Origin of the sequence: Modestobacter sp. VKM Ac-2979, from assembly GCF_026967995.1 — a bacterium.
Taxonomy (GTDB): domain Bacteria; phylum Actinomycetota; class Actinomycetes; order Mycobacteriales; family Geodermatophilaceae; genus Modestobacter.
In genome coordinates this window covers 392,464-412,741 of record NZ_JAPVBO010000003.1, presented here as the reverse complement: position 1 = coordinate 412,741, position 20,278 = coordinate 392,464, and the positions used below count along the sequence as shown (strand labels likewise).

The window sequence follows — 20,278 nt, the reverse complement described above, 5'->3', positions numbered from 1 at the left end:
CGTGGTCGGAGACGGGTGGCGTACAGCGCGGGGAGGTGGTGGAGCGCCGGCGACGAGGGTCTTCGCGAATTCCGCGTCCGGGTCGCCGGCCGCGGGTTCAGTCCACGAGGAGGACGAGCTTGCCGCTGCGGTGGCCGGTCTGGCTCAGGCGCTGGGCCTCGGCGACCTGCTCCAGCGGCAGCACCTGCTGCAACGGCAGTGCCAGCTCCCCCTGGGCCGCGAGGCTGGCTGCGTGCGGCAGGACGTCCCAGCGGAAGGTCGTCCCGGCGGGCCCGGTCGTCCGCACTCCGCTGGCGGCGGCGTTCGCGAAGTCGGAGATGGTCAGCACGCGTCCGGGATCACCGGTGAGCTGCACCAGCCCGGGCAGCGCCCCCGCCGGCCCCATGTCGAACCCGAGGTCCACACCCCCGGGGGCGAGCTCGGCGACGCGTTCGACGAGGCCGTTCCCGTAGGACGTGGTCACGGCGCCGTATCCCCGCAGCCTCGCGGCGTTCGCCTCGCTCGTCGTCGCGATCACCGTCGCTCCGCCGGCGATGGCCAGCTGGGTCGCCACCGTGCCCACAGCGCCACCCGCACCGTTGATCACGAGGGTGTGACCGGCCCGTACACCGAGCAGGTCCAGGCCGCGGGTTGCGGTCTCGACCGCGACCGGCAGGGCCGCGGCCTGGACGAGGTCCAGTCCGTCGGGGACCCGGGCGTAGTCGGACAGCAGGGCGTTGTCGGCGGCGCCGCCGGACGTCGATCCGAACACCCGGTCGCCCAGGCCCACGTCGCTCACCCCGGCGCCGAGTTCGTCGATGACCCCGGACACCTCCAGGCCGACGCCTTGCGGTAGCTCGCCGCCCAGATCGCCCTGGCGGATCTTCCAGTCGGCGGGGTTGACGCCGCAGGCGTGCACGCGCACGCGCACCTGACCCGGGCCGGCGTGGGGTTCGACCACCTCCTCGAGGCGCAGTACCTCGGGGCCGCCGAACTCGTGGAACCGAACTGATCTCACTGTGGCGCTCCTGTTCTGGTGGTTTCGCTGCACGGCTGATCGAGCCGCGACGCCCTGAGACGGGGAGGTGCGGCGGGATCGCCCGGCGGTCGACGTGGTGAGTGCGTGTGGTGGTGACGACCGGCTCAGCCGGCGATGGCCTGCGGCAGGGGTGCCGACGTCAGTCCCCAGGCGTCGGCGAGGAGCTCCAGGGTCTGCACCCGGGTCGCCGCGCCGTGCGCGAAGGAGCAGAGGAGGAGCTCGTCGGCGCCGGTCGCGGCTGTGAGGTCCTCGAGCACGCCGACCACCCGGTCAGGGGTTCCGGCGACACCGCCTTCGGGCATCGCCAACATGGCCTGCTCCTCAGCAGGGTCCAGCCGGACCCGGGCGGCGTCATGGGGGCTGAGGAACGGTGTCACCGCGCGCCCGGTCCGCTCGGCGAAGCGCTGCAGGCGGCCCGGCCGGGCGAGTCGCACGACCTCGTGCTGGGTGCGCGCGGCCAGCACGCTGACGCTGACCATGGCATGCGGGTGGGCGCCGGTGTCCACGTCGTCGCGGAACGAGCTCCGGTACAGGTCCAGGACGCCGGCCACCGCTGCGGCAGGTACGCCGTTGTGTCCGGCGAAACAGAACGGCAGGCCCAGCGAAGCGGCCAACTGGGCGCTGTACACGGAGGAGCCCAACAACCACATGACGGGTGCGCCGACGGCGCGTGGCGTCGGACTGATCGGGTGGTGCGCCCGCGACGGGGCGGCCTGCGCGGGTGCCCTCACCCCGAGCATCGCCTGGACCTCGTCCACCTGGTGGGCGAAGTCCTCGCCGCCGAGCCCTGCGGGTGAACGCCGGAGCGCTGCCGCGGTCACCGGGTCCGCGCCGGGCGCCCGTCCGAGGCCCAGGTCCACGCGTCCGGGGTGCAGCGCCTCCAACAGCGCGAACTGCTCAGCCACCACCAGCGGTGGGTGGTTGGACAGCATGACACCGCCGGAGCCGACCCGGATCCGCGCTGTCCGGGCGGCGAGGTGGGCGAGGAGCACCGAGGGGGAGGTGGAGGCCAGCCACGGGGTGGCGTGGTGCTCGGAGACCCAGAACCGCTTGTACCCCAGCTCGTCGGCGCGCTCGGCGAGCCGCGTGGTGTCAGCCAGGGCCTCGGCGCTGGTCTGTCCGGCGGACAGCTGCCCGAAGTCCAGGACGGACAGCGGAACCCTGTTCGTCGGTCCCGCAGACCCCAACTGCTGCACGTGTGGCTCCGATGGTCGGCGATCAGTCGGGGTGTTCCGCGACCACCGTCGACGCTAGGCACGGGCAGGGCAGCCGTCGTTGTCCCACGAGCTCAACAGCGTGCCCGTCTGACTCACCCGGCCCGGAACAGCACCGGTCGTCCGCCGCGGCGCACGTACAGTTGCTGCGTGGACCTGCTCGCCGACCTGTTGCGGGTCGCCGGCGTGACCGGCTCGATCGGCACCCGCATCGAGGCCAGCGGCGCCGCCGGCAGCTGGGGAGTGCGCCTGGACCGGTACCCCGGAGCGGCGGTGCACGCGGTCACCGAGGGATCCGCGTGGCTGACCACCTCCTCGCGCCCGCCACGGCGGCTGGAGTCCGGGGACGTCGTCCTGCTGCCTCCGGGGACCGTGCACGAGCTGACCAGCCGACCGTGGGCCTCCGCGGCATCGTGCGACCGTGCCGCCGCTGCTCGAGCCCGCGAGGTCGGGGACGTGGTCCGGCTGGGGATCGGGCCGGTGGACACCCGCATCGTCACGGTCCACTACCTCCAGGACCCCGGGGCACGAACTCGCGTGCTCACCGCGCTACCCGACGTCGTCCACGTGGGAGCGGGTGCGGGGGCCGGCCACCTTCAGGACACCGTGCGCATCCTGGGCCGTGAGCTCACCGAGCCCGGGATGGCCTCCTCGGTCCTGCTGGACAGGATGATCGACGTGCTGCTCGTGCAGTCGCTGCGGGCCTGGGCAGCAGCGCAGACGGCGACCCAGCCGGGGTCCTGGCTGGCTGGGCTGGGTGACCCGGTCGTGAGCGCCGCCCTGACGTTGATCCACCAGGCACCGGAGCGGGCCTGGACGGCGGAGAACCTGGCAACCGGCATCGCAGTGTCCCGAGCGACCCTGGCGCGGCGGTTCACCGCCGCCCTGGACATGAGCCCCACCGCCTACCTGCTGCGCTGGCGGATGGACCTGGCGGCCGCTCGCCTGCGCGATACCGACGAACCGCAGCAGTCCATCGCACGAGCCGTGGGTTATGCCTCCGTGCACGCGTTCAGCCGGGCCTTCAGCCGTGCCCACGACGAAGCCCCCGGGCGCTTCCGCGACCGGCACCGACGCACCGGGGTCGTCGCCGGCGATCTCGGTGACGCATGTTGAGTGCCACGCCACCGCCGTTCTAGCTGTACCCAGCCAGGACGTCGGTGACAGCTAGGGCATGTCTCTCACATGCGGTTCCAGGCGAGGACGGCATCGAAGACGATGGCCGACGACGTTCAGGAGCTCGGGCCACCGATTCGGTGATCTGGACTGCGCGCATGGCCGAGGCCATGGGTCCGTCCGGTCGGCCGGGGTCCAGGTCCACCCCGGCAGGTGCAACGCTCGACCACCGGATCAGTCAGGCAGCGGCAGGAGTGCGTGCAGGACGCGGCCGGCGCGGTCGGGATCGGGCTGTTCGCCGGTGATGAGGGTCAGGTAGACGTAGGACTCCATGATGCGGACGACGACGTAGCCGAGGTCGTCGAGCGGGATGTCGCTGCACATCTTGCCGGCGTCGAGGGCCTCGGCGAGGAGCGCACGGACCCGGCCCAGCAGCCGCGCCTGGAAGTCGGCGGCGCGGGTGGTGAGCAGGCGCAGCGCCAGTTCGCCCTCGTTCTCCATGAAGACCTGCATGCCGTGGTTGCGGCGTCCGCGTGATCGGCCGCCTGTGGCGCCTGCACATGTACTGGCCCCGGATGGTGCGGCCGGCCGCGATGGTTGGCTGCTGTTACTGGATTGTGACGTTCATCGGGGTTCGTTGTAGCGTCTCGGCCGGTCCGCCCGAGCCCCGATCTCGCCCAGAGGTCCTCGCGCAGACCCCGTCGAACTGCCACCGCTCGCGCGGTGGCAGACCGGGGACCCATCGTTCCCTGGGGTGAATCTCACGTGGCCAGTGCGCCGCAGCGAGTAGGGCTGTCTCCGGCCCGAACCCGTCAGCTAACTCGGTAGACGGTGAGGGAGAACGGAGCTCGCCGCGTTGGCGACGTCGCACGACACCGTCTTGCAGCACCCTGTCCACCCACGCCGCCGCGCCCGATGGCGCGCCGCGGTCACTGCGCCGACGCTGGCCGCCGGTGCTGCCCTGCTGCTGGTGCTCACCGGTCCGGCAGCCCACGCCGCACCTGAGCCCCCGCCGGCCCCGGCAGGCCAACCCGGACTCGCCGGGGCCGAGGCCGCGCTGGCCAGCGTCGAGGCGTCGGTGGTGGCGGCAGAGGAGACCCTGCGGCGGCTGACGGTGGAGGCTGAGGCGGTCGCCGATCGGAGCCTGGTCGCCCAGGCTGCGCTGCTCACAGCCCGGCAGGAGGCCGATGCCCGGGAGGCCGAGCTGACGGCTGCGCAGGCAGCAGTCGGGCAGGCCCGAGCCGACGTCGTCGCACTGGCCCGGCAGAGCTACATGGGCGCTGACGCCTACGGCAGTGCCTCGGCCTTCTTCGCCGCAGGCAGCCCCGAGGAAGTCCTCCAACGAGCCGCCACGCTGGAGCTGCTGGGTGATGACCGGGGCGAGCGACTGGACGAGCTCGAGGTCGTCCAGCGCCAGCAGCAGGCGGCCACCGAGGCGGCGAAGGCCGCCGTGGTTGCCCGCGATGCGGCCGCCGCATCCGCCGCGGAGGCTGAACGGGTCGCCAACGACGAGCTCGCCGCGGCGCAGCAGACCTACGACGCCGCCGTGGGGGACAGGGCCGCGTTGGAGCAGCAGTTGCAGGAGGCGCGGGAGCGGGTGGTCACGCTCGCCGGCGATGCTGCTGCGGGGTCGATGGAACAGCCGGCCGGCAGCGATGTCACTGCGGTACCGACGGAGCAACCGAGCAGTGGCGATGTCGATGCACTACTGGCGGAACGGCTGGACGGTGCGGCTTCCCGGGGAGGTGAGCGGTCGACTTCCGGCGCCGGGATCCCGACGTCGGGGCGGGTGACCTCCTGCTATGGCGCCCGCTGGGGGACCATGCACCACGGCGTGGACATCGCCGCCCCGATCGGCACACCGATCTATGCGCCCGAAGCCGGCGTGGTGCTCCAGGCCGGCCCCGCATCCGGCTTCGGGCTGGCCGTCTACCTGGAGCATGAGGACGGCTCGATCACCCTCTACGGGCACATCGACAGCTACTCGGTCGACGCGGGACAGCAGGTGTCCGCTGGGCAGCAGATCGCGCTGGTGGGCAACACGGGTCAGTCCACCGGCCCGCACCTGCACTTCGAAGTGCATCTGGGTGGGCTCTACCAGAACCGCAGCAACCCGGTTCCGTGGCTGGCCGCCCGCGGCCTGCCGTTGGGCGGAAGCTGCGGCTGACCTCGACAGCCCTCGAACCTCGTTCGGTGACCCCGCTGGGCGGTCAGCGCCGCCGAGCAGTCGCTGCAGTGGGCACTTCGCGCCGGGGTGCGGTCATGATCAGCGTGGGGACGGGCCCGGGTGTCACTCCAAGGGGCCGACGGCCTTCTCGGGTGCGCCAGCCAGGCCGTCGTACCTTCGTGTGGAGGAGGTGGTCCTGGTGGCACGGCTCTGGGCGGCGCTGCTGCTGTTGGCCGCTGTCTTCGCCATGCACGGGATCCAGTGCGCGGCCGCGGGGTCAGCGCTGGAAGACGGGTCCACATCGCTCAGTGCGGCAGCCTCTGTCGATGTACCGGCAGCGTCCGTCCATCTGGGCCCCGTCGCAGGTGCGATGCCCGACCACGGGCACGGTGCCGCCACACCAGAGGCAGACGCCGACGGTGCCACCGGGTCCAGCGGGCTGCCGGCCCCGTGGCACGACGCCCACCTCCTGGCGGTGTGCCTCGCCGTCCTGCTCGCGGGTCTGATGGTTCTCAGGGCCGTGGTGCTCCGCCGAGGCGTGGCGATCCCGCCCGTCCGCGGCTCGCCCACACCGTCCCGCTGGCCCACCGGGTGGTCGAGGCAGCCTCGACCACCCACCCTCTCCGCTCTCTGTCTCCTGCGGATCTAGGCCGAGCAGCTGCACCCCGACAGCTCCCGCTGTCCCGGGGTCCTGCACGCACGCCCACATCCCCCAGACAGGAGACCCAGCATGACCCGCACCAGCATCCGACTCGTCCGCCTCACCGGTGGGCTGATGGCCGCCGTCGTCGTCCTCGCCGGCTGCTCGGACACCGAGCAGACCTCCGCCACCGGTGGCAACGCGGCCGACGACAGCTCCGCCGAGCAGGGCGCGGAGTTCAACGACACGGACGTCGCGTTCGCGCAGGGGATGATCCCGCACCACGAGGGCGCGCTCATGATGTCCGCGGTCGCCATCGACCGCGCCTCCGATCCCCGGGTCGTGGACCTGGCCGAGCGGATCGAAGCAGGTCAGGACCCGGAGATCGACCTCATGACGGCCTGGCTGGAGGAGTGGGGCCAACCGCTCGAGGAGTCCGGTTCGATGGGCGGCATGGACCACGGGTCCGGGGACATGGGCGGCATGGGCATGGACGGCGGCATGGGCATGGAGGAGATGCCTGCGGCCGGCCGGGACTTCGGCCGCATGTGGCTCGACGCCATGATCGAGCACCACGAGGGCGCAGTCGAGATGGCGCGGACCGAGGTCGAGGACGGCCGCAACGCCGAGGCCGTCGACCTGGCTCGCTCGATCAGCGAGGTCCAGGCGCAGGAGATCGAGGAGATGCGGCAGCTGCTCACCGAGCTGGGTGGCTGATCTGTACCGGGTGGGGCGCGGTGCCGTCCGGGCACCGCGCTCCACCTCTCCCGCCCGACGACCCAGGGCCGCGCCTCGCGCGCGGTGCACCAGCGGGCGGTCGACGCAGTCGGCTGCGTCAACCGCCCGTTCAGGGTCACCGGGTGATGGTGTGTTCGGTTTCGGTCTCCCCGACGACGGGGCCAGGGGCGCTCCCGCGGGGGCCACGGGCGAGGACGATGACGAACAGGACGGCCATGACGGCGGTGCCGGCCCACATGGCCTGCTGCCAGCCGTCGACGAAGGCCTCTTGTGCCGCCCGGACGAGTGCGCTGGCCTGGGGGCCGGCCACGTCGGCGGCCGCGAGGCCGTTGGCCAGGCCTTCGCGGGCTGCCGCGACAGCGTCTGCAGGAGCCCCGGCGGGGAGCTGCTGGTCGAGGGCGCTGCGGTAGCCGGTGGCCAGGACGGCACCGAGCAGTGCCACGCCGAGTGCGGTGCCGAGCTCGCGGGTGACGTCGTTGAGGGCGGAGGCCACACCCTGCCGTTCGCGAGGCAGTGCGCGGGTGATGGCCTCGGTGGAGGACGTCATGGCCAGGCCCATGCCCAGCCCGATGGCCAGCAGCCCGGCCAGCACCGAGCGGTAACCGCCCTCGACGGAGACGAAGCTGGCCATCAGCACCAGGCCCACGGTGCCCAGCAGGATCCCGGTGGCCATGGTCAGTCGTGCACCGATGCGTGCGGCCACCTTCGGTGCCAGCCCGGAGGAGGCCATCATCAGCAGCGCCATCGGCATCAGTGCCAGCGTCGAGCGCAGCGCCGACCAGCCCAGCACCGCCTGCAGGTAGGGGAAGAGGACGACGAAGATCCCGGCCTGCACGCCGAAGACGACCAGCAGTGCAAGGGAGCCACTGGCCAGGCCGCGCTCGCGGAAGAGCCGGATCTCCAGGAGCGGGGCCGGCTGGCGCAGCTCCCATGCGATGAACGCGGCGGCGGCCACGGCGCCGCCGAGCAGGCTCAGCAGCGTCGCCGGTGCCGTCCACCCCTGCTCGGGACCTTCGTGGAGGACGAGGATCAGCGCGAGGACGGTGAGCACCGAGGTCAGCGAGCCGACGAGGTCGAAGCGGTGGGTGGCGCTCTCGCGTGAGTTCGGCACCGACCTCAGCGTCAGGACGACGGCGGCGGCGACGAGCGCGACGGGTAGGACGAACAGCCACCGCCAGTTCGCCACGTCCACCAGCAGGGCGGACAGGTACATGCCCAGGATGCCGCCTCCGCCGGCGACGGCGGTCCACACGCCGATGCCCGTGGCGCGTTCCTCGTCCGGGAAGGTCGAGGTGATGACGGCGAGGGTGACCGGCATGATCATCGCCGCGCCGACGCCGCTGAGGGCGCGGGCGGCGACCATGACCTCGGTCGAGGGAGCCAGGCCGGCTGCCACGTTGGCGGCGGCGAACAGGGTCAGGCCGGCGAGCAGCATCGGCTTTCGGCCCCACCGGTCGGCCAGTGCGCCCACGGGGAGGAGCAGTGCGGCCAGGACGATCGTGTAGCTGTTGATCATCCACAGCACGGCGCTCTGTGAGGCGCCGAACTCCACGGCGAGCTCGGGCTGGGCGACGTTCAGCCCGGACACCGACGCGATGACGGCCATCAGGGCGATGCAGACCGCGATCAGGACGGCGCGGCGCTGGCGTGGGTCGGAGATGGTCGGGGCGAGGGTCGGCTCGGATGCGGACGCTTCGGTGGTCATGGCGCCTCTCGGCAGGTGAGGTCGAGCAGGGGGCAGGGGGCAGCAGCCAGCGGCGCTGGGGCTGTCGCCCGAGCGCTGGTGGTCGTGCTGTGGTGGGGCGGAGGTCAGCTGCGCCGGGTGGCGCGTACGACGAAGTCCTGCAGGGCGACGGTTCCGCCGTGCGGTGCGAGCACCGTGCGGTGCACCTCGTCGGCGGTCTGGACGTCCCACTCGGCGTCGGCCAGCCGCGCGGTGACGGCGTAAGCAGTGGCGGTCGCCTCGGCGGGGGGCTGGTCGCCGTGGTCCTGGCCGTGGTCGTGGCCGTGGTCGTGGCCATGGCCGTCCTCGCCCGTGTGCAGGTGTCCGATGACGAGCAGGGTCCCGCCGGGGGCGACCCAGGTGGCGAGGCGGTCGTAGAACGCCAGCTGCGGCATCGCCGGGTGGGCGTAGGAGGTCGTGACCAGGTCGAACCGGACCTCGGGCTCCCAGCTGCTGAGGTCGGCCTCGACCCACTGGACGCGGTCGGCGCTCCCGCTCGAGGCGGCGCGGGCGGCGGCCCGGGCCAGCGCCTCGGCCGAGATGTCGGCGGCGGTGACTTCCCAGCCGTGCTCGGCCAGCCACAGTGTCTCGGCACCCGTGCCGCACCCGGCGTCCAGGGCCGTGCCCGGCAGCAGGCCGCCGAGCTCGGCGGCAAGGTACGGGTGGGGCGGGCTGCTGCCCACGGCGCCGGGACTGCCGGTCCGGCTCTGCCAGTGCTGCTCCCAGTAGGCCTTGTCGAAGGCGTGGTCGCCCCCGTGCGTCATCGGTCGCTCCCGGCGGCGGCGAGGCCGGCGACGGCCCGGTCGGCGTCGGACATGACCAGGTCGGCGTTGATGTGCTGAGCGGCGCGCGCGCCGTCGGCCGCGGCGGCGGACACCTGCGCGGACAGGTCGGAGACGTTGCCGGCCGCCCACACACCGGGCACCGCAGTGCGGCCGGTGGCATCGGCGGGGATGAACGAGCCCGCGGGATGCAGGGTCGGTGTGATGCCGATGTCGGCGAACACCTCGGCGCGGGCCACCATCCGTGTCGCCACCACCACGACGTCGACGGGCACCAGCCGGCCGTCGGCCATCTGGACGCCGGTCAGCTGGTCCCCGCTGACCGCCAGCCGGGCGACGGCGCCCGCTGTCACGGTGATGCCGAGGGCGTCGAACCTGGCCCGCTCGTCCGCGGTGGGCTCCTGGTCCCGGGAGAAGAAGCGCACGTCCTCGCTCAGCTGCCGGAACATCAGTGCCTGGTGCACCGACATGGGCCCGGAGGCCAGGACGCCGATGGCGCGATCCCGCACCTCCCAGCCGTGGCAGTACGGGCAGTGCACGACGTCGCGCCCCCACCGCTCCTGCACCCCCGGGACGTCGGGCAGCTCATCGACCAGGCCGGTGGCGATCAACAACCGGCGGGACTCCAGCACCCCGCCGTCCCGTGTGGTCACCACGAACCCGTCGGGGACGGCGGACACGTCGCTCACCTCGCCGTCGAGCAGCTCCCCGCCGTAGCGGACGACCTCCGCGCGACCCCGCGCGACCAGGTCCGCCGGGCGCACGCCGTCGAGCGCCAGCAGACCGTGCACCCCGTCTGCGGGCGCGTTCCGGGGCGCGCCACCGTCGACCACGGTCACCCGGCGGCGAGCGCGCGCCAACGTCAACGCCGCGCTCAGGCCCGCGGCACCGCCCCCGATGACGACGACGTCCCGCTGTCTCGTTGCCTGTCCGCTCATGTCCTGGTCTCCCTCGTCCGTGTACGGCCTGACGATGGACCACGAGTTCGCGGTTGCGCAAAGGTTCTTGCCGAATGGAAAATAAGCGGCATGGACGACATGTGGGGCAGCACGCTCGACGCCGTGGGCCCGAGGCTCAGACAATTCCGCCAGCGTCGGGACGTCACGCTCACCGACCTCGCGGGGGAGACCGGCATCTCGATCAGCACCCTCTCCCGGCTCGAGGCCGGGCTGCGGCGCCCCACCCTGGAGCAGCTGCTGCCGCTCGCCCGGGCCAACGGGGTCACGCTCGACGAGCTCGTCGACGCCCCGCCCACCGGTGACCCGCGGATCAACCTGCGGCCCATCCCGTGCGGGGACGGGGCGGTGGTGCTGCCGCTCACGCGCCGGCCTGGCGGCATCCAGGCCTACAAGTTCGTCCTCCCGACCGGACGTGATGACGCCGCGCCCGAACTCCGTACGCACGAGGGTCACGACTGGGCCTACGTCCTCAACGGCACCCTGCGCCTGGTGCTGGGCGAGCACGACTTCCGCCTGAACCCCGGGGAGGCCGCGGAGTTCGACACCACCACGCCCCATTGGTTCGGGGCCACCAGTGCTGGCCCGGTCGAGTTCCTGAGCCTGATCGGCCGCCAGGGCCAGCGTGCACACGTGCGGGCCACACAGACGGCGGGGGAGTAGTCAGGTCGACTCGGACGCTGCTCGCCGCGTCGAGCTCGTCGGCGGTGACAGCGGCCGCTCGCACGCCCATGGGCGGCCGCGCCTGCCGCCGGCCCGGCGCGGCCCTGGTGCGTCACAGCACCAGGGCGGCCGGGTGGTCGGTCACGTCCAGCGGGACGCCGGGCCGGTGGGTGACAGGAGCCGACAGCATCCCGGCGATCGCGTCGGCGAGGAAGTCGCCCACCGCCTGCCAGGAGGGGGCCGCGCCCTCGTGGTCGGACAGCCGCTCGACGTCCGCGCACGTCGTCGAGACGATCCGGGTCATCAGCCTCGCTCGCCCCACGACGACGTCCTGGTCCAGGTGGTCGAGACGAGCCACCACGGAACGGGTGATCGCGGAGGCGGATGGTGCCAGGTCCGTCGAACGGCCCAGCAGGCCCGCGGCCATCGGGTCGTGCAGCGCCTGGGCGAGGAAGCGGGCCCGGCTGCTGGGCTGCGGCAACGCCCCCAACGCGTCGGTGAACGGGACCACCAGGCTGCGGACGTCCCCCAGGACCGAGTCGGAGCCGGCGAACATCGCCCGCCGGGGGGGCTCCAACGCGACGAGGTGGCGGGTGATCAGCGCCTGGAGCAGCCCTTCGCGGCCGCCGAAGTAGTACCGCACGGCGGAGTGGTTGGTGTTGCCCGCGCTCTCGGCGACCTTCCGGTCGGAGACCTGGGCGATGCCGGACTCGGCGAACAGGCGCTCGGCCGCGTCCAGCAGGGCCGCGCGGGCAGCGTCGGACCGTGCCACCTGGGTGCCTCCTCGGCTGACTGCCGCTGTTGTGACCGGTGTCAAGCTAGCCGGTTGCTGACTTTGTAAGTCACATGACTTACATTCAGATCGTCTCAGCCCGGGCGCACGCGTCCCGGCTCCGCCGCCGCAGCCGGAGCCGGTCACCTCACCGATGCTCGCCCGCCCTCGTCAGGAGCAGTCGCATGGAGCCCCTCACTGCCGCATCGTCCGTTGCCGGTCCTCCCGTGGTCGGCCCGCCGATCGAGGACCGCCGGACCCGCATCGCGCGCTACGTCTTCCTGTTCCTCATCCCCTTCCTGATGGTCACGATGATGTACGCGACGTACGTCGGGACCATGCACGCGCCGCACCCGCGGGACATGCCCGTTGCGGTGGTGGGCGTCGGCGCGCAGGCGGAAGCGGTCGTCGACTCGCTCGCCGCCGTCCCGGACGACGCCGTGGCCCCGCGTCTGGTCCGCTCGGCGGAGGAGGCCGTCGAGCTGCTGGAGAGCCGTGAGGTCGTCGGCGCGCTGGAGGTGCCGCAGCCGGGCACCGACGCGGCGACCCTCTACACCGCGAACGCGGCCGGGCCCTCACAGGCCGCGACCGTCCAGCAGCTGCTCGCGCCGGTCGCCGTCCAGCAGGGCTGGACCATCGAGTCCGAGGACGTCGCCCCGCTGAACCCGGGTGACTCCTCCGGCACGGCGGTGCTCTTCGCCGCCATGGGGATGATGCTGGCCGGGTACGTCCCGCTCAGCGTGGTCCTGCTGGGCCTGCCGCACCTGCTGGCGGTCCGGCGGTTCGTGCCGGTGCTCCTGGGCTGGGCGGCCGGGACGAGCGCGCTCATCTGGCTCATCCTCGGGCCGATCGTGGGTGCCGTGGACGGGCACTTCCTCGGCTTCTTCGGCGTCGGCATGCTGGCCGTCGGCGCGGTCGGGGCGGCCCAGCTGCTGTTCACCAAGCTGATGGGCCCCCTCGCCGTCCTGATCGGCATGCTGCTCTACGTCGTGCTGGGCATGCCGGCTTCGGGCCTGGCGCTGTCGGTCGACGTCATGCCGGGCTTCTTCTCCTTCCTGCACGGCGTGCTGCCGCTCCCGGCCGCGGGGGAGGCGCTGCGCTCGCTCGTCTACTTCGACGGTGACGGGCTCGGCAGGCACCTGCTCACGCTCACCGTCTGGGTCGTGGTCGCGCTGGGGCTGTCGCTGCTCAAGGAGCGCGCGAGCGGCCTGGCGGTCCCCGGCGCCCCGCCGGTCACCGCCCCGGACGCGCCGCTCCCGGCGTTGGCCGGCGGCCCGCTGCGGTCCCTGCGGTTCCGCTACGTGACCGCAGCGGCGTTCCCGCTGTCCATCCTGGTCATGGTGGTCGGCCTGATGAGCTTCGCGATGCACGAGCCGACGGTGCGTGAGCTCCCGGTGGCCGTGGTCGGGTCGACGGAGCAGCAGGCGTCGCAGGTGGCCGACGGCCTCGAGTCGAGCCTGGGGTCGATGGTCGACGTCCAGGTGGCCGGGTCGGTGGACGACGCGACCGACGCCGTCGTCGACGGGGAGGTCGTCGCCGCCTACGTGCTCCCCGCCGGCCCGGGTGAGGACGCCACCCTCTACACCTCCGCGGGCGCCGGCGTCAGCCAGCAGAGCGTGGTGCGCGCGGTGTTCGGTCAGGTCGCTGCCGGGCAGCAGGTGCCGCTCACCGAGACCGACCTGACGCCGCTGCGCGACTCCGACACCATGGGCAGCAACAGCATGTACGTCGGCATGGCCTGGATCATGGCCGGTTTCCTGATCATGGCCGTCTTCCGCGGTGGTGCTCCCGAGCTGAAGCGCTTCCGCCAGTTCGTGCCGCACCTCGCCGGTTGGTCGATCGGCATGGCCCTCTGGCTGTGGCTGCTCTTCGACGTGGTCATCGGTGCGGTCAACGGGAACGCCTGGCAGATGATCGGCTTCGGGGCGGCGACCATCTTCGCCATGGCGGTGGTGACCGGCGTCTTCACCCGGACGCTGGGGCTGGCCGCGATCGTGCCGGTGATGGTCGTGCTGATGCTGGCCGGCGTCCCGGCCTCGGGGGGCGGACTGTCGCTGTACATGGTCCCCGAGGTCTTCCGCGGCCTGTCGGAGGTGCTGCCGCTGCCCGCGGCGGTGGACGCGGCGAGGTCGCTGGTCTACTTCGACGGTGCCGGGGTCGGCCGGGACCTCCTGGTCATCGCCGTCTGGGGCGTCATCGGCCTGCTGCTCAACCTGGTCGTGGACCGGTGGCTGCGGCGCCGCGAGGACGGGACCGGCGTCCCCGGGCCGGACGGCCGCCCCTCGCCTCCCGGGGCGGCGGACGAGGACACCGACCGGGACGGGACCGACCGCACCGATGCCGACCGGCTCGAGGGCGCCGGGGCGCGCTGAGGACGACGGGCTGGACGGCGATCCGCCGTCCAGCCCAGGCCGGGTCCGGGACGGGGTGGCACGGAGGCAACTCCTGGCACCCGCTGCTGCTGCGCGGTCGCCGGCCACGGAGCTGGGGATCGCCGACGTGGTCATCGGTACGAACGCCGATGACCTGCGGGGGGCGGCAGCCGACGGACACCATCGGTTCAGGTCTTGAGGGCACACTCCGGCTGTGGACCGTCATGAGTTCGGTGCAGCAGTGCGCCACCTGCGGGAGAGCACGGACCCCGCGGCTGTCGGGCTGCCGGTGGGCGGGCGGCGGGTGCCCGGGTTGCGGCGGGAGGAGCTCGGTGAGCTCGCCGGCATGTCCGCGGACTACGTCCGCCGACTGGAGCAGGGGCGGAGTCATCCCTCGGCCGGTGTGGTGCGGGCCATCGCCCGGGCCCTGCACGCCGGACGGGCGGACTACGAGCGGCTCTCGGCGCTGGCCGGGTACGCCGCCGCGGACGGGCAGGTGCCGACCGACCTCGGCCCGGGCGCGACGCGACTGCTGGAGCGGTTCGCCGACACCCCGATGATCGTCACCGATGCAGCGATGAACGTCGTCGCGGTCAACAGTGGGTTCCTGGCCCTGGAGCACTGGGACCTCACCGGGGACCGCTGGGAGTGGAACGTGGCCTGGCGCATCTTCTGCCACCCGTTCGCTGCCTTCCAGCAGTCCGACGCCGACGCGACCAGTCACGAGAGGATCCAGGCGGCCCAGCTGAGAGCCGCGCTGTTGCGGTACCCCGGCGATGCGTCGCTCGCGGACCTGGTCGACGAGATGCGGACCCGGAGCCGGCGGTTCGACACGCTGTGGCGGGCACCGCGACCGGTGGAGGCCTACGAGAGCAGCGCGACGTTCACCCAGTCCGACGGGGACTCCGTCTCGCTCGTCGGGAACCTGATCGCCATCCCCGGTGACGACCTGTCGGCCGTCCTGCTGACCGCGGCGCCGGGTTCGCGTGACGAGGCCCGACTGGCGGAGGTGCTCAGTGCCGCCGATGGGCAGGCGGTCATCAAGGTGGGCCAGTCCGGCCCGGGCTGCTCGCGCCGGGACCAGCGACGTCGGGTGACGTCTCAACGCTCGTGAGCCTGGTCCGCGACGGTGGCAAGGTCGTCAGCACCACCGGAGACCTGCAGGTCGAGGTCACCCGCCGCATCCCGCTGACCGAACTGCCCGCGCTGCACGCCGAAGCCGCCGCCGGCCCATCGAGGGCAAGGTCGTCGTCGAGCCGGCCTGAGCCCGCGACAGGAGCCCGCCGCGCCGCTGCCGTGCTCCTGTGCTTCCCGGGCCGTCGCGCTGGGGGCTGGGTGTGGTCGACTGGAGTTGCTGCCTCGCGTGCCGATGTGGCTGGTGTCCCCTGCGGGACGTACACCGATGAGGGGATGTGGACATGGAGCACCTGCGCCGACTGCAGATCGAGCGGCCCGTGGTCTTCTGGGTCGTCATGCTGGCGGGCTTCTTCGTGGCCTTCCAGCTGCTGTTGTTCGTGGCGGCGCTGCTGCTGGGTCCGTTCGGGCTGCCGGCCTGGGCGCCCATCGCGGTGGTGCTGGCCGGTCTGGTCTTCGTCGCGCGACGGCAGCAGCGCTGACCCGACCGCCGGGCCGGGACGACGTGCCCGGCCGGGCGGCTGCGGTCAGAAGGAGACCGGGAGCTCCTCGACGCCGTGGACGAAGGACAGCCCGCGCCAGGGGACCTGCTCCTCGGGAACGGCGAGCGCGAGGTCCGGGAAGCGGCGGAACAGCGCCGGGAGCGCGATGCGGAGTTCCAGGCGCGCGAGTTCGGCGCCGACGCAGCGGTGCACCCCGTGGCCGAACGCCAGGTGACCGCCGGCGGGGGACCGGGTCGGCTGGAACTGGTCGGGCTGCGGGCCGGCCCAGGCCGGGTCGCGGTCGGCCCCGCTGAGCGAGACGGCGACGAGGTCGCCCTGCTGGATCGGGCAGCCGGCCAGCTCCAGGTCCTGCTTGGCGAACCGCGGGAAGGCCACCTGGACCACCGACAGGTAGCGCAGCAGCTCCTCCACCAGGCCGTCGATCTCGGCCGGTGAGCCCCCTCGGACGATGGCGGCATGGGCGGGGTCGCGCAGCAGCACCATGGTGCCCAGGGAGATGGAGCTGGCGGTGGTCTCGTACCCGCCGGTGACGATCCCGTCGACGAGGCCCGCGAGGTCGTCGTCGGAGATGCCGTCGCCCTCGGCCAGGAGGATCCGCCCGATCAAGCCGTCCCCGGGCGCCGTCCGCTGCCGCGCCACCACGTCGAGGAGGATCCGCTTCTGCTCCGACACCGCACCGAGCGCCGCGGCCACACCCCCCGTGGCGTCGAAGCGCTGGGTGCCCAGCCGGACGAAGGCCTCGTGGTCGGCGTCGTCCAGCCCCAGCAGCCCGCAGATCACGTCCATCGGGACCCGCCAGGAGACGTGCTCGGCCAGGTCTGCCGGCGATCCGGCGGCGGCGAGCTCGTCCAGCCGGCGGGTGACGATCGCCTCGACCGTGGGCTCCAGCCGGTCCAGCCGGCGCCGGGTGAACTCCGGGGCCACGAGCTTGCGCAGCCGGGTGTGCAGCGGCGGGTCGGTGAAACCGAGGCCGCCGACGTCTGCTGTCGACCCCGGTCCGGCGTCGCCGAACAGGTGCCGGATGTCGTTGCTGTAGGAGTCGCGGTCGGCGAGGACGGCGCGGGCCTGCTCGTAACCGGTGACCAGGTGCGCCGCGAGACCCATGGGCAGGTCGAGCCGCTCCACCGGACAGCGGGCGCGCAGCTCGGCGAGCTCCGGCACCGGGTCCACCCCGCGCCGCAGCAGGGGCAGTCGAGCGCTCTCCGGGAAGAAGGTCAGCTCGGTGAGGTCGATGCCCTTCTTGCGGATCCGTCGCTCCACGATGCGGCCGAGCCACGCCTGGGCCACGGCCCGCGCGCTGCGCTGGCGCCGCGGCCACCCGCCCGACCTCCGCGTCACCGGTCGGGCGGCCAGGGCGGCGGTCCGCCGCACGCGGCGACGCCTGGACCCGGGTGGTGTTGAGAAGTCGGTCGTGGACATGATCCCTCGTCGTCATCCGGGCACCGGCGCGACGTCGAGCCACGCCGAGCCCACCGGGGGAGCGACACCCGACCGGCGCCGGGTGCTGATCGTGCGACGTCCGCCGTGCGACGACGTCGTGGGACCTCGATCGGATCACGGGCCTCGCGCGGTCGCCGTCGACTGTGCCCGCACCGTGGCGGACCATCCGTGGCGGTGGGCTCTGCCCCGACCATCCCACGCGGACGGTCGGACACCGTCGGCGGCCCTCGGCGGCGGAGACGCACAGTGCCCCCCTGCCCGCGGTACGGGCAGGGGGGCACGGTGTCCGCCCTGGTGGAGCGGGGCCGGGCGGGTCAGCCCGCCTGGTAGTTCACGTGCGGGTGGTCCATGTGGTTGGCCGTGGCGCTGCCGCGATCGGCCATGGGGCTCCACGAGCCGGTCGGCGACATGAGGATGCGCTGCTGCCAGATGATGTAGTCCACGCCGAGGGCGTCCCAGTTGGCGATGTGGTACTCGACGATCGCGTTCCCGAGCGCGGTGTCGGACATGACCATGTAGTCCAGGGCCAGCCCGGAGGGGTGGCCGTTCGGGTCGGTCGCGCTGCCGCGCGTCCCACCGATGGTGATGCCGGCGGCGCCGGGGACGTCGCGCACGACGGCGTCCGCGGCGGCCGCGGCCCGCGGCTGCACGGGCCCGGCGGTGTTGGTGATGTGGGCGGCGGCCGTGGACTGCGAGGCGACGGCCACCACCGGAGCCGGAGCCGCGACCGGAGCCGGTGCCGGGGCGGGAGCCGGTGCCGGGGCGGGAGCCGGTGCCGGGGCGGGAGCCGGTGCCGGGGCGGGAGCCGGTGCGGGAGCCGGTGCGGGGGCAGGAGCCGGGGCCGGCTCGGGTGCCGGAGCAGCAGCAGGTGCCGGTGCTGCGTCCTCGGCGCCGAGGAGGAACCGCACCTGCCCCGGGGTGAGCGCCGCGCGGTCCTCGCCGAAGGCGCCGATGTTGCGCTGGTAGAGCTCCCGCCAGGACTGCCCGTGGGCCCCCGCGAGCGCGGCGAACGGGTCGCCCTGCTCGGCGGTGTGCCGGTCCTCCTGGGTCGCGGTGACCGAGGGCGCCGGGCTGGTGGTGTGGGCCTGCGCCGGGGAGCTGAGGACGCCCAGCGTGACGACGGAGACGCCGGCCACGACGGGGAGGCCGACGAGGACGTCCCGCGTGCGGACGAAGCGAGACGAGCTGTTCTTGGGCATGGTGATCTCCGATCACCGCCTGAGGGGTTAGCTGTCGGGTTCGGGCGATCGGTGCCCGGCCGGCGATGCCGGCTTCACCCCGAGGCGCGCCATCCGATGGATCGGCGCGCCGTGTGCGGTGGGTTCCCCACCCCTGCCCTGAAGGTCCTGGATGGCGGCCGGCAGGCAGGGTTGGGCGGACCGGCGCCACGCCCACGAAGTCGGCGTGACCGGAACGTTATGTACCCGCGATGGGGCTGTCTTCGTGACGGTCGTCACGCCATCGGCGTGCCGTCGGCGGCACGCCGTCCGGTGGCGGGACGCGCCGGCCGACTCGCCGCCGTAGTGCCGGACAGCGGGCCCGGGGCGCCGTCCGCGCGAGAGTGGGGAAGGCCACGACCCGCGCGTGGTCGGCAGCCGTGACTTCCCGTCAGCGCTCCGTAGCCTGGCCCGAGTGAACCCCACGACCCGGGACCGCAGCCGGCGGTTCCCCCGCCTGCCGGACCGGGCGCGCAAGGCGATCTCCGGGTCCGGGCCGCCGACGGCACCGCTGGCGCTGCGCGCCCAGCCCAGCCGGGTCGACGCGGACACCGCGCGCTCGGCGCTCGGCCTCGCCCTGCGCATCGGGGAGTCGATGCTGGCGGTCGGGGCCTCCGCGGCCGACGTGACCGCCACCGTGCTGCGCGTGGCCGCGGGCTACGGGCTGACCGACTGCCAGGTCGACATCACGTTCACCTCGCTGACGATCAGCTACGACCCGGACGACGTCCCACCGCTCATGCTGATGCGGATCGTGCGCCCGCGGGGGCTGGACTACACCCGGCTCCAGGGCATCACCGACCTGGCGGCGGAGATCAAGACAGCCGGCCTGGGCCTGGAGGAGGCGCACCGTCAGCTGGACGACGTGCTGTCGGCGCCGCACCCCTACCGCCGCTCGATCCACGCGCTCGGCTGGTCGGGTGTGGCCGGTTGCGTCGCCTTCCTGCTCGGCGGGGACTGGCTGGTGGCGCTGGTCGCGGCGCTCACCACGGCCGCCATCGAGCAGACGATGCGAGCCCTCGACCGGCGTGGGCTGCCGATGTTCTTCCAGCAGGCACTCGGCGCCGCGGTGGCCACCGGAGCGGCCGTCCTCCTCATCGTCTCCGAGGTCGAGGTCCGCACCTCGCTGGTGGTCGCCGCAGGGATCGTGGTGCTCCTGGCCGGCCTCTCCTTCGTGGGTGCGGCCGAGGACGCGATCAACGGCTTCCCGGTCACCGCCGCGGCGCGCGCCTTCGAGGTGCTCACCTTGACGACCGGCATCGTCGTCGGCATCGCCGCCGTGCTGGACCTGGCGCAGCGGGCGGGTGTCCCGCTGCGCGTGACCGACCCGTCGATGTACACCGTGCCGTTCGCCGTGGCGCTGGCCGCAGCCGCCGGGATGGCGGGGTCCTGGGCCCTCGCGTCCCATGCCCGCCCGCACGCCGTCGGGGTCGCCACGGTGGCCGGCGCGCTGGCCTGGACGACGTCGTCGGCGACCGCGGCGTTCGGGGCCGGCCCCGCGGTGGCGAGCGGGACGGCGGCTGTGGTCGTCGGCTTCTGCGGTGCGGCGCTGACCGATCGGCTCCGGTTCCCGCCCCTGCTCGTCGCGGTCTGCGGCATCGTGCCGCTGCTGCCCGGGCTCACGATCTACCGCGGCCTCTTCGCGATCGTCGTGGAGGCGGACGTGCCGGGCGGGGTGGACGAGCTCGTGGGGGCCGCGGCCATCGGCCTGGCCCTCGCCGCCGGCATCGTGCTGGGCAGGTACCTCGGCCAGCCGCTGGGCAGCAGCCGCGACCGGTTCGACCGGCGGGTGCGGCGCCGCGCGACCAGCTCCGACTGAGATC

Annotated in this window: 18 protein-coding genes and 2 riboswitches; of the genes, 9 read left to right on the top strand and 9 right to left on the bottom strand. The window is 73.4% G+C overall.

What is annotated here, in order from left to right; genetic code table 11:
• Positions 1-97 precede the first annotated feature (97 nt).
• Both O2W15_RS10790 and O2W15_RS10785 read right to left on the bottom strand, forming a co-directional pair.
• Positions 98-997, bottom strand: a complete 900-nt coding sequence (locus tag O2W15_RS10790; protein ID WP_269179416.1) for an NADP-dependent oxidoreductase — start codon at positions 995-997, stop codon at positions 98-100.
• A 125-nt stretch (positions 998-1,122) separates the two neighbouring features.
• A complete protein-coding gene (locus O2W15_RS10785; RefSeq protein ID WP_269165365.1) occupies positions 1,123-2,214 on the bottom strand; it encodes an LLM class flavin-dependent oxidoreductase in 1,092 nt (363 codons plus the stop codon).
• A gap of 168 nt (positions 2,215-2,382) precedes the next feature.
• Here O2W15_RS10785 and O2W15_RS10780 point away from each other — a divergent pair, with 168 nt between their 5' ends.
• Entirely contained in the window at positions 2,383-3,348 is a 966-nt protein-coding gene (locus O2W15_RS10780) for an AraC family transcriptional regulator (RefSeq protein ID WP_269165366.1), read from the top strand.
• A 234-nt stretch (positions 3,349-3,582) separates the two neighbouring features.
• Here O2W15_RS10780 and O2W15_RS10775 read toward each other — a convergent pair whose 3' ends face one another.
• Positions 3,583-3,861, bottom strand: coding sequence for a QsdR family transcriptional regulator (locus tag O2W15_RS10775; RefSeq protein ID WP_269165367.1), 279 nt, complete (start codon positions 3,859-3,861; stop codon positions 3,583-3,585).
• Between the two features lie 176 nt (positions 3,862-4,037).
• Positions 4,038-4,193: riboswitch (cyclic di-AMP (ydaO/yuaA leader) on the top strand.
• A gap of 125 nt (positions 4,194-4,318) precedes the next feature.
• On the opposite strand from O2W15_RS10775, the gene O2W15_RS10770 reads away from it, so the two are divergent.
• From O2W15_RS10770 to O2W15_RS10765, 3 genes are all read left to right on the top strand, one after another.
• A complete protein-coding gene (locus O2W15_RS10770) occupies positions 4,319-5,515 on the top strand; it encodes a peptidoglycan DD-metalloendopeptidase family protein (protein WP_269179415.1) in 1,197 nt (398 codons plus the stop codon).
• Positions 5,436-6,164, top strand: a complete 729-nt coding sequence (locus O2W15_RS24000; RefSeq protein WP_442928877.1) for a DUF6153 family protein — start codon at positions 5,436-5,438, stop codon at positions 6,162-6,164. The genes O2W15_RS10770 and O2W15_RS24000 overlap by 80 nt, the downstream gene beginning before the upstream one ends.
• Positions 6,165-6,245: 81 nt before the next feature.
• Entirely contained in the window at positions 6,246-6,872 is a 627-nt protein-coding gene (locus O2W15_RS10765; RefSeq protein WP_269179414.1) for a DUF305 domain-containing protein, read from the top strand.
• Positions 6,873-7,008: 136 nt separating this feature from the next.
• Here the strand turns inward: O2W15_RS10765 and O2W15_RS10760 are convergent, their stop codons facing one another.
• From O2W15_RS10760 to O2W15_RS10750, 3 genes are all read right to left on the bottom strand, one after another.
• A complete protein-coding gene (locus O2W15_RS10760; protein WP_269179413.1) occupies positions 7,009-8,598 on the bottom strand; it encodes an MFS transporter in 1,590 nt (529 codons plus the stop codon).
• 104 nt (positions 8,599-8,702) lie between these two features.
• A complete protein-coding gene (locus O2W15_RS10755) occupies positions 8,703-9,380 on the bottom strand; it encodes a class I SAM-dependent methyltransferase (RefSeq protein ID WP_269179412.1) in 678 nt (225 codons plus the stop codon).
• Positions 9,377-10,336: an NAD(P)/FAD-dependent oxidoreductase gene (locus O2W15_RS10750; RefSeq protein ID WP_269179411.1), complete on the bottom strand. Its 960-nt coding sequence runs from the start codon at positions 10,334-10,336 to the stop codon at positions 9,377-9,379. Before O2W15_RS10750 ends, O2W15_RS10755 begins: the two co-directional genes overlap by 4 nt.
• A 90-nt stretch (positions 10,337-10,426) precedes the next feature.
• On the opposite strand from O2W15_RS10750, the gene O2W15_RS10745 reads away from it, so the two are divergent.
• Positions 10,427-11,017 (top strand): helix-turn-helix domain-containing protein, encoded by a 591-nt coding sequence (locus O2W15_RS10745; protein ID WP_269179410.1) that lies wholly within the window; start codon positions 10,427-10,429, stop codon positions 11,015-11,017.
• Positions 11,018-11,129: 112 nt separating this feature from the next.
• Here O2W15_RS10745 and O2W15_RS10740 read toward each other — a convergent pair whose 3' ends face one another.
• Positions 11,130-11,789: a TetR family transcriptional regulator gene (locus O2W15_RS10740; protein ID WP_269179409.1), complete on the bottom strand. Its 660-nt coding sequence runs from the start codon at positions 11,787-11,789 to the stop codon at positions 11,130-11,132.
• A 185-nt stretch (positions 11,790-11,974) separates the two neighbouring features.
• Between O2W15_RS10740 and O2W15_RS10735 the strand changes: the two genes are divergently transcribed.
• The 3 genes from O2W15_RS10735 to O2W15_RS10725 all read left to right on the top strand — a co-directional run bounded on the left by O2W15_RS10735 (position 11,975) and on the right by O2W15_RS10725 (position 15,777).
• Positions 11,975-14,161: an ABC transporter permease gene (locus tag O2W15_RS10735; protein WP_269179408.1), complete on the top strand. Its 2,187-nt coding sequence runs from the start codon at positions 11,975-11,977 to the stop codon at positions 14,159-14,161.
• 214 nt (positions 14,162-14,375) lie between these two features.
• Positions 14,376-15,275 (top strand): helix-turn-helix domain-containing protein, encoded by a 900-nt coding sequence (locus O2W15_RS10730; RefSeq protein ID WP_269179407.1) that lies wholly within the window; start codon positions 14,376-14,378, stop codon positions 15,273-15,275.
• Positions 15,276-15,579: 304 nt separating this feature from the next.
• Positions 15,580-15,777, top strand: a complete 198-nt coding sequence (locus tag O2W15_RS10725) for a hypothetical protein (protein ID WP_269165377.1) — start codon at positions 15,580-15,582, stop codon at positions 15,775-15,777.
• A 45-nt stretch (positions 15,778-15,822) separates the two neighbouring features.
• On the opposite strand, the gene O2W15_RS10720 is transcribed toward O2W15_RS10725, so the two are convergent.
• Both O2W15_RS10720 and O2W15_RS10715 read right to left on the bottom strand, forming a co-directional pair.
• Positions 15,823-17,085 (bottom strand): cytochrome P450, encoded by a 1,263-nt coding sequence (locus O2W15_RS10720; protein WP_269179406.1) that lies wholly within the window; start codon positions 17,083-17,085, stop codon positions 15,823-15,825.
• Between the two features lie 467 nt (positions 17,086-17,552).
• Positions 17,553-18,437 carry a hypothetical protein gene (locus tag O2W15_RS10715; protein ID WP_269179405.1) on the bottom strand — a complete coding sequence of 295 codons (885 nt, stop codon included), beginning with the start codon at positions 18,435-18,437 and terminating at the stop codon, positions 17,553-17,555.
• 1 nt (position 18,438) lies between these two features.
• Positions 18,439-18,554: riboswitch (cyclic di-AMP (ydaO/yuaA leader) on the bottom strand.
• Positions 18,555-18,870: 316 nt separating this feature from the next.
• Here O2W15_RS10715 and O2W15_RS10710 point away from each other — a divergent pair.
• The gene (locus O2W15_RS10710; protein ID WP_269179404.1) at positions 18,871-20,274 is read left to right on the top strand and encodes a threonine/serine ThrE exporter family protein; all 1,404 of its coding nucleotides are present in this window, start codon (positions 18,871-18,873) and stop codon (positions 20,272-20,274) included.
• Positions 20,275-20,278 lie beyond the last annotated feature (4 nt).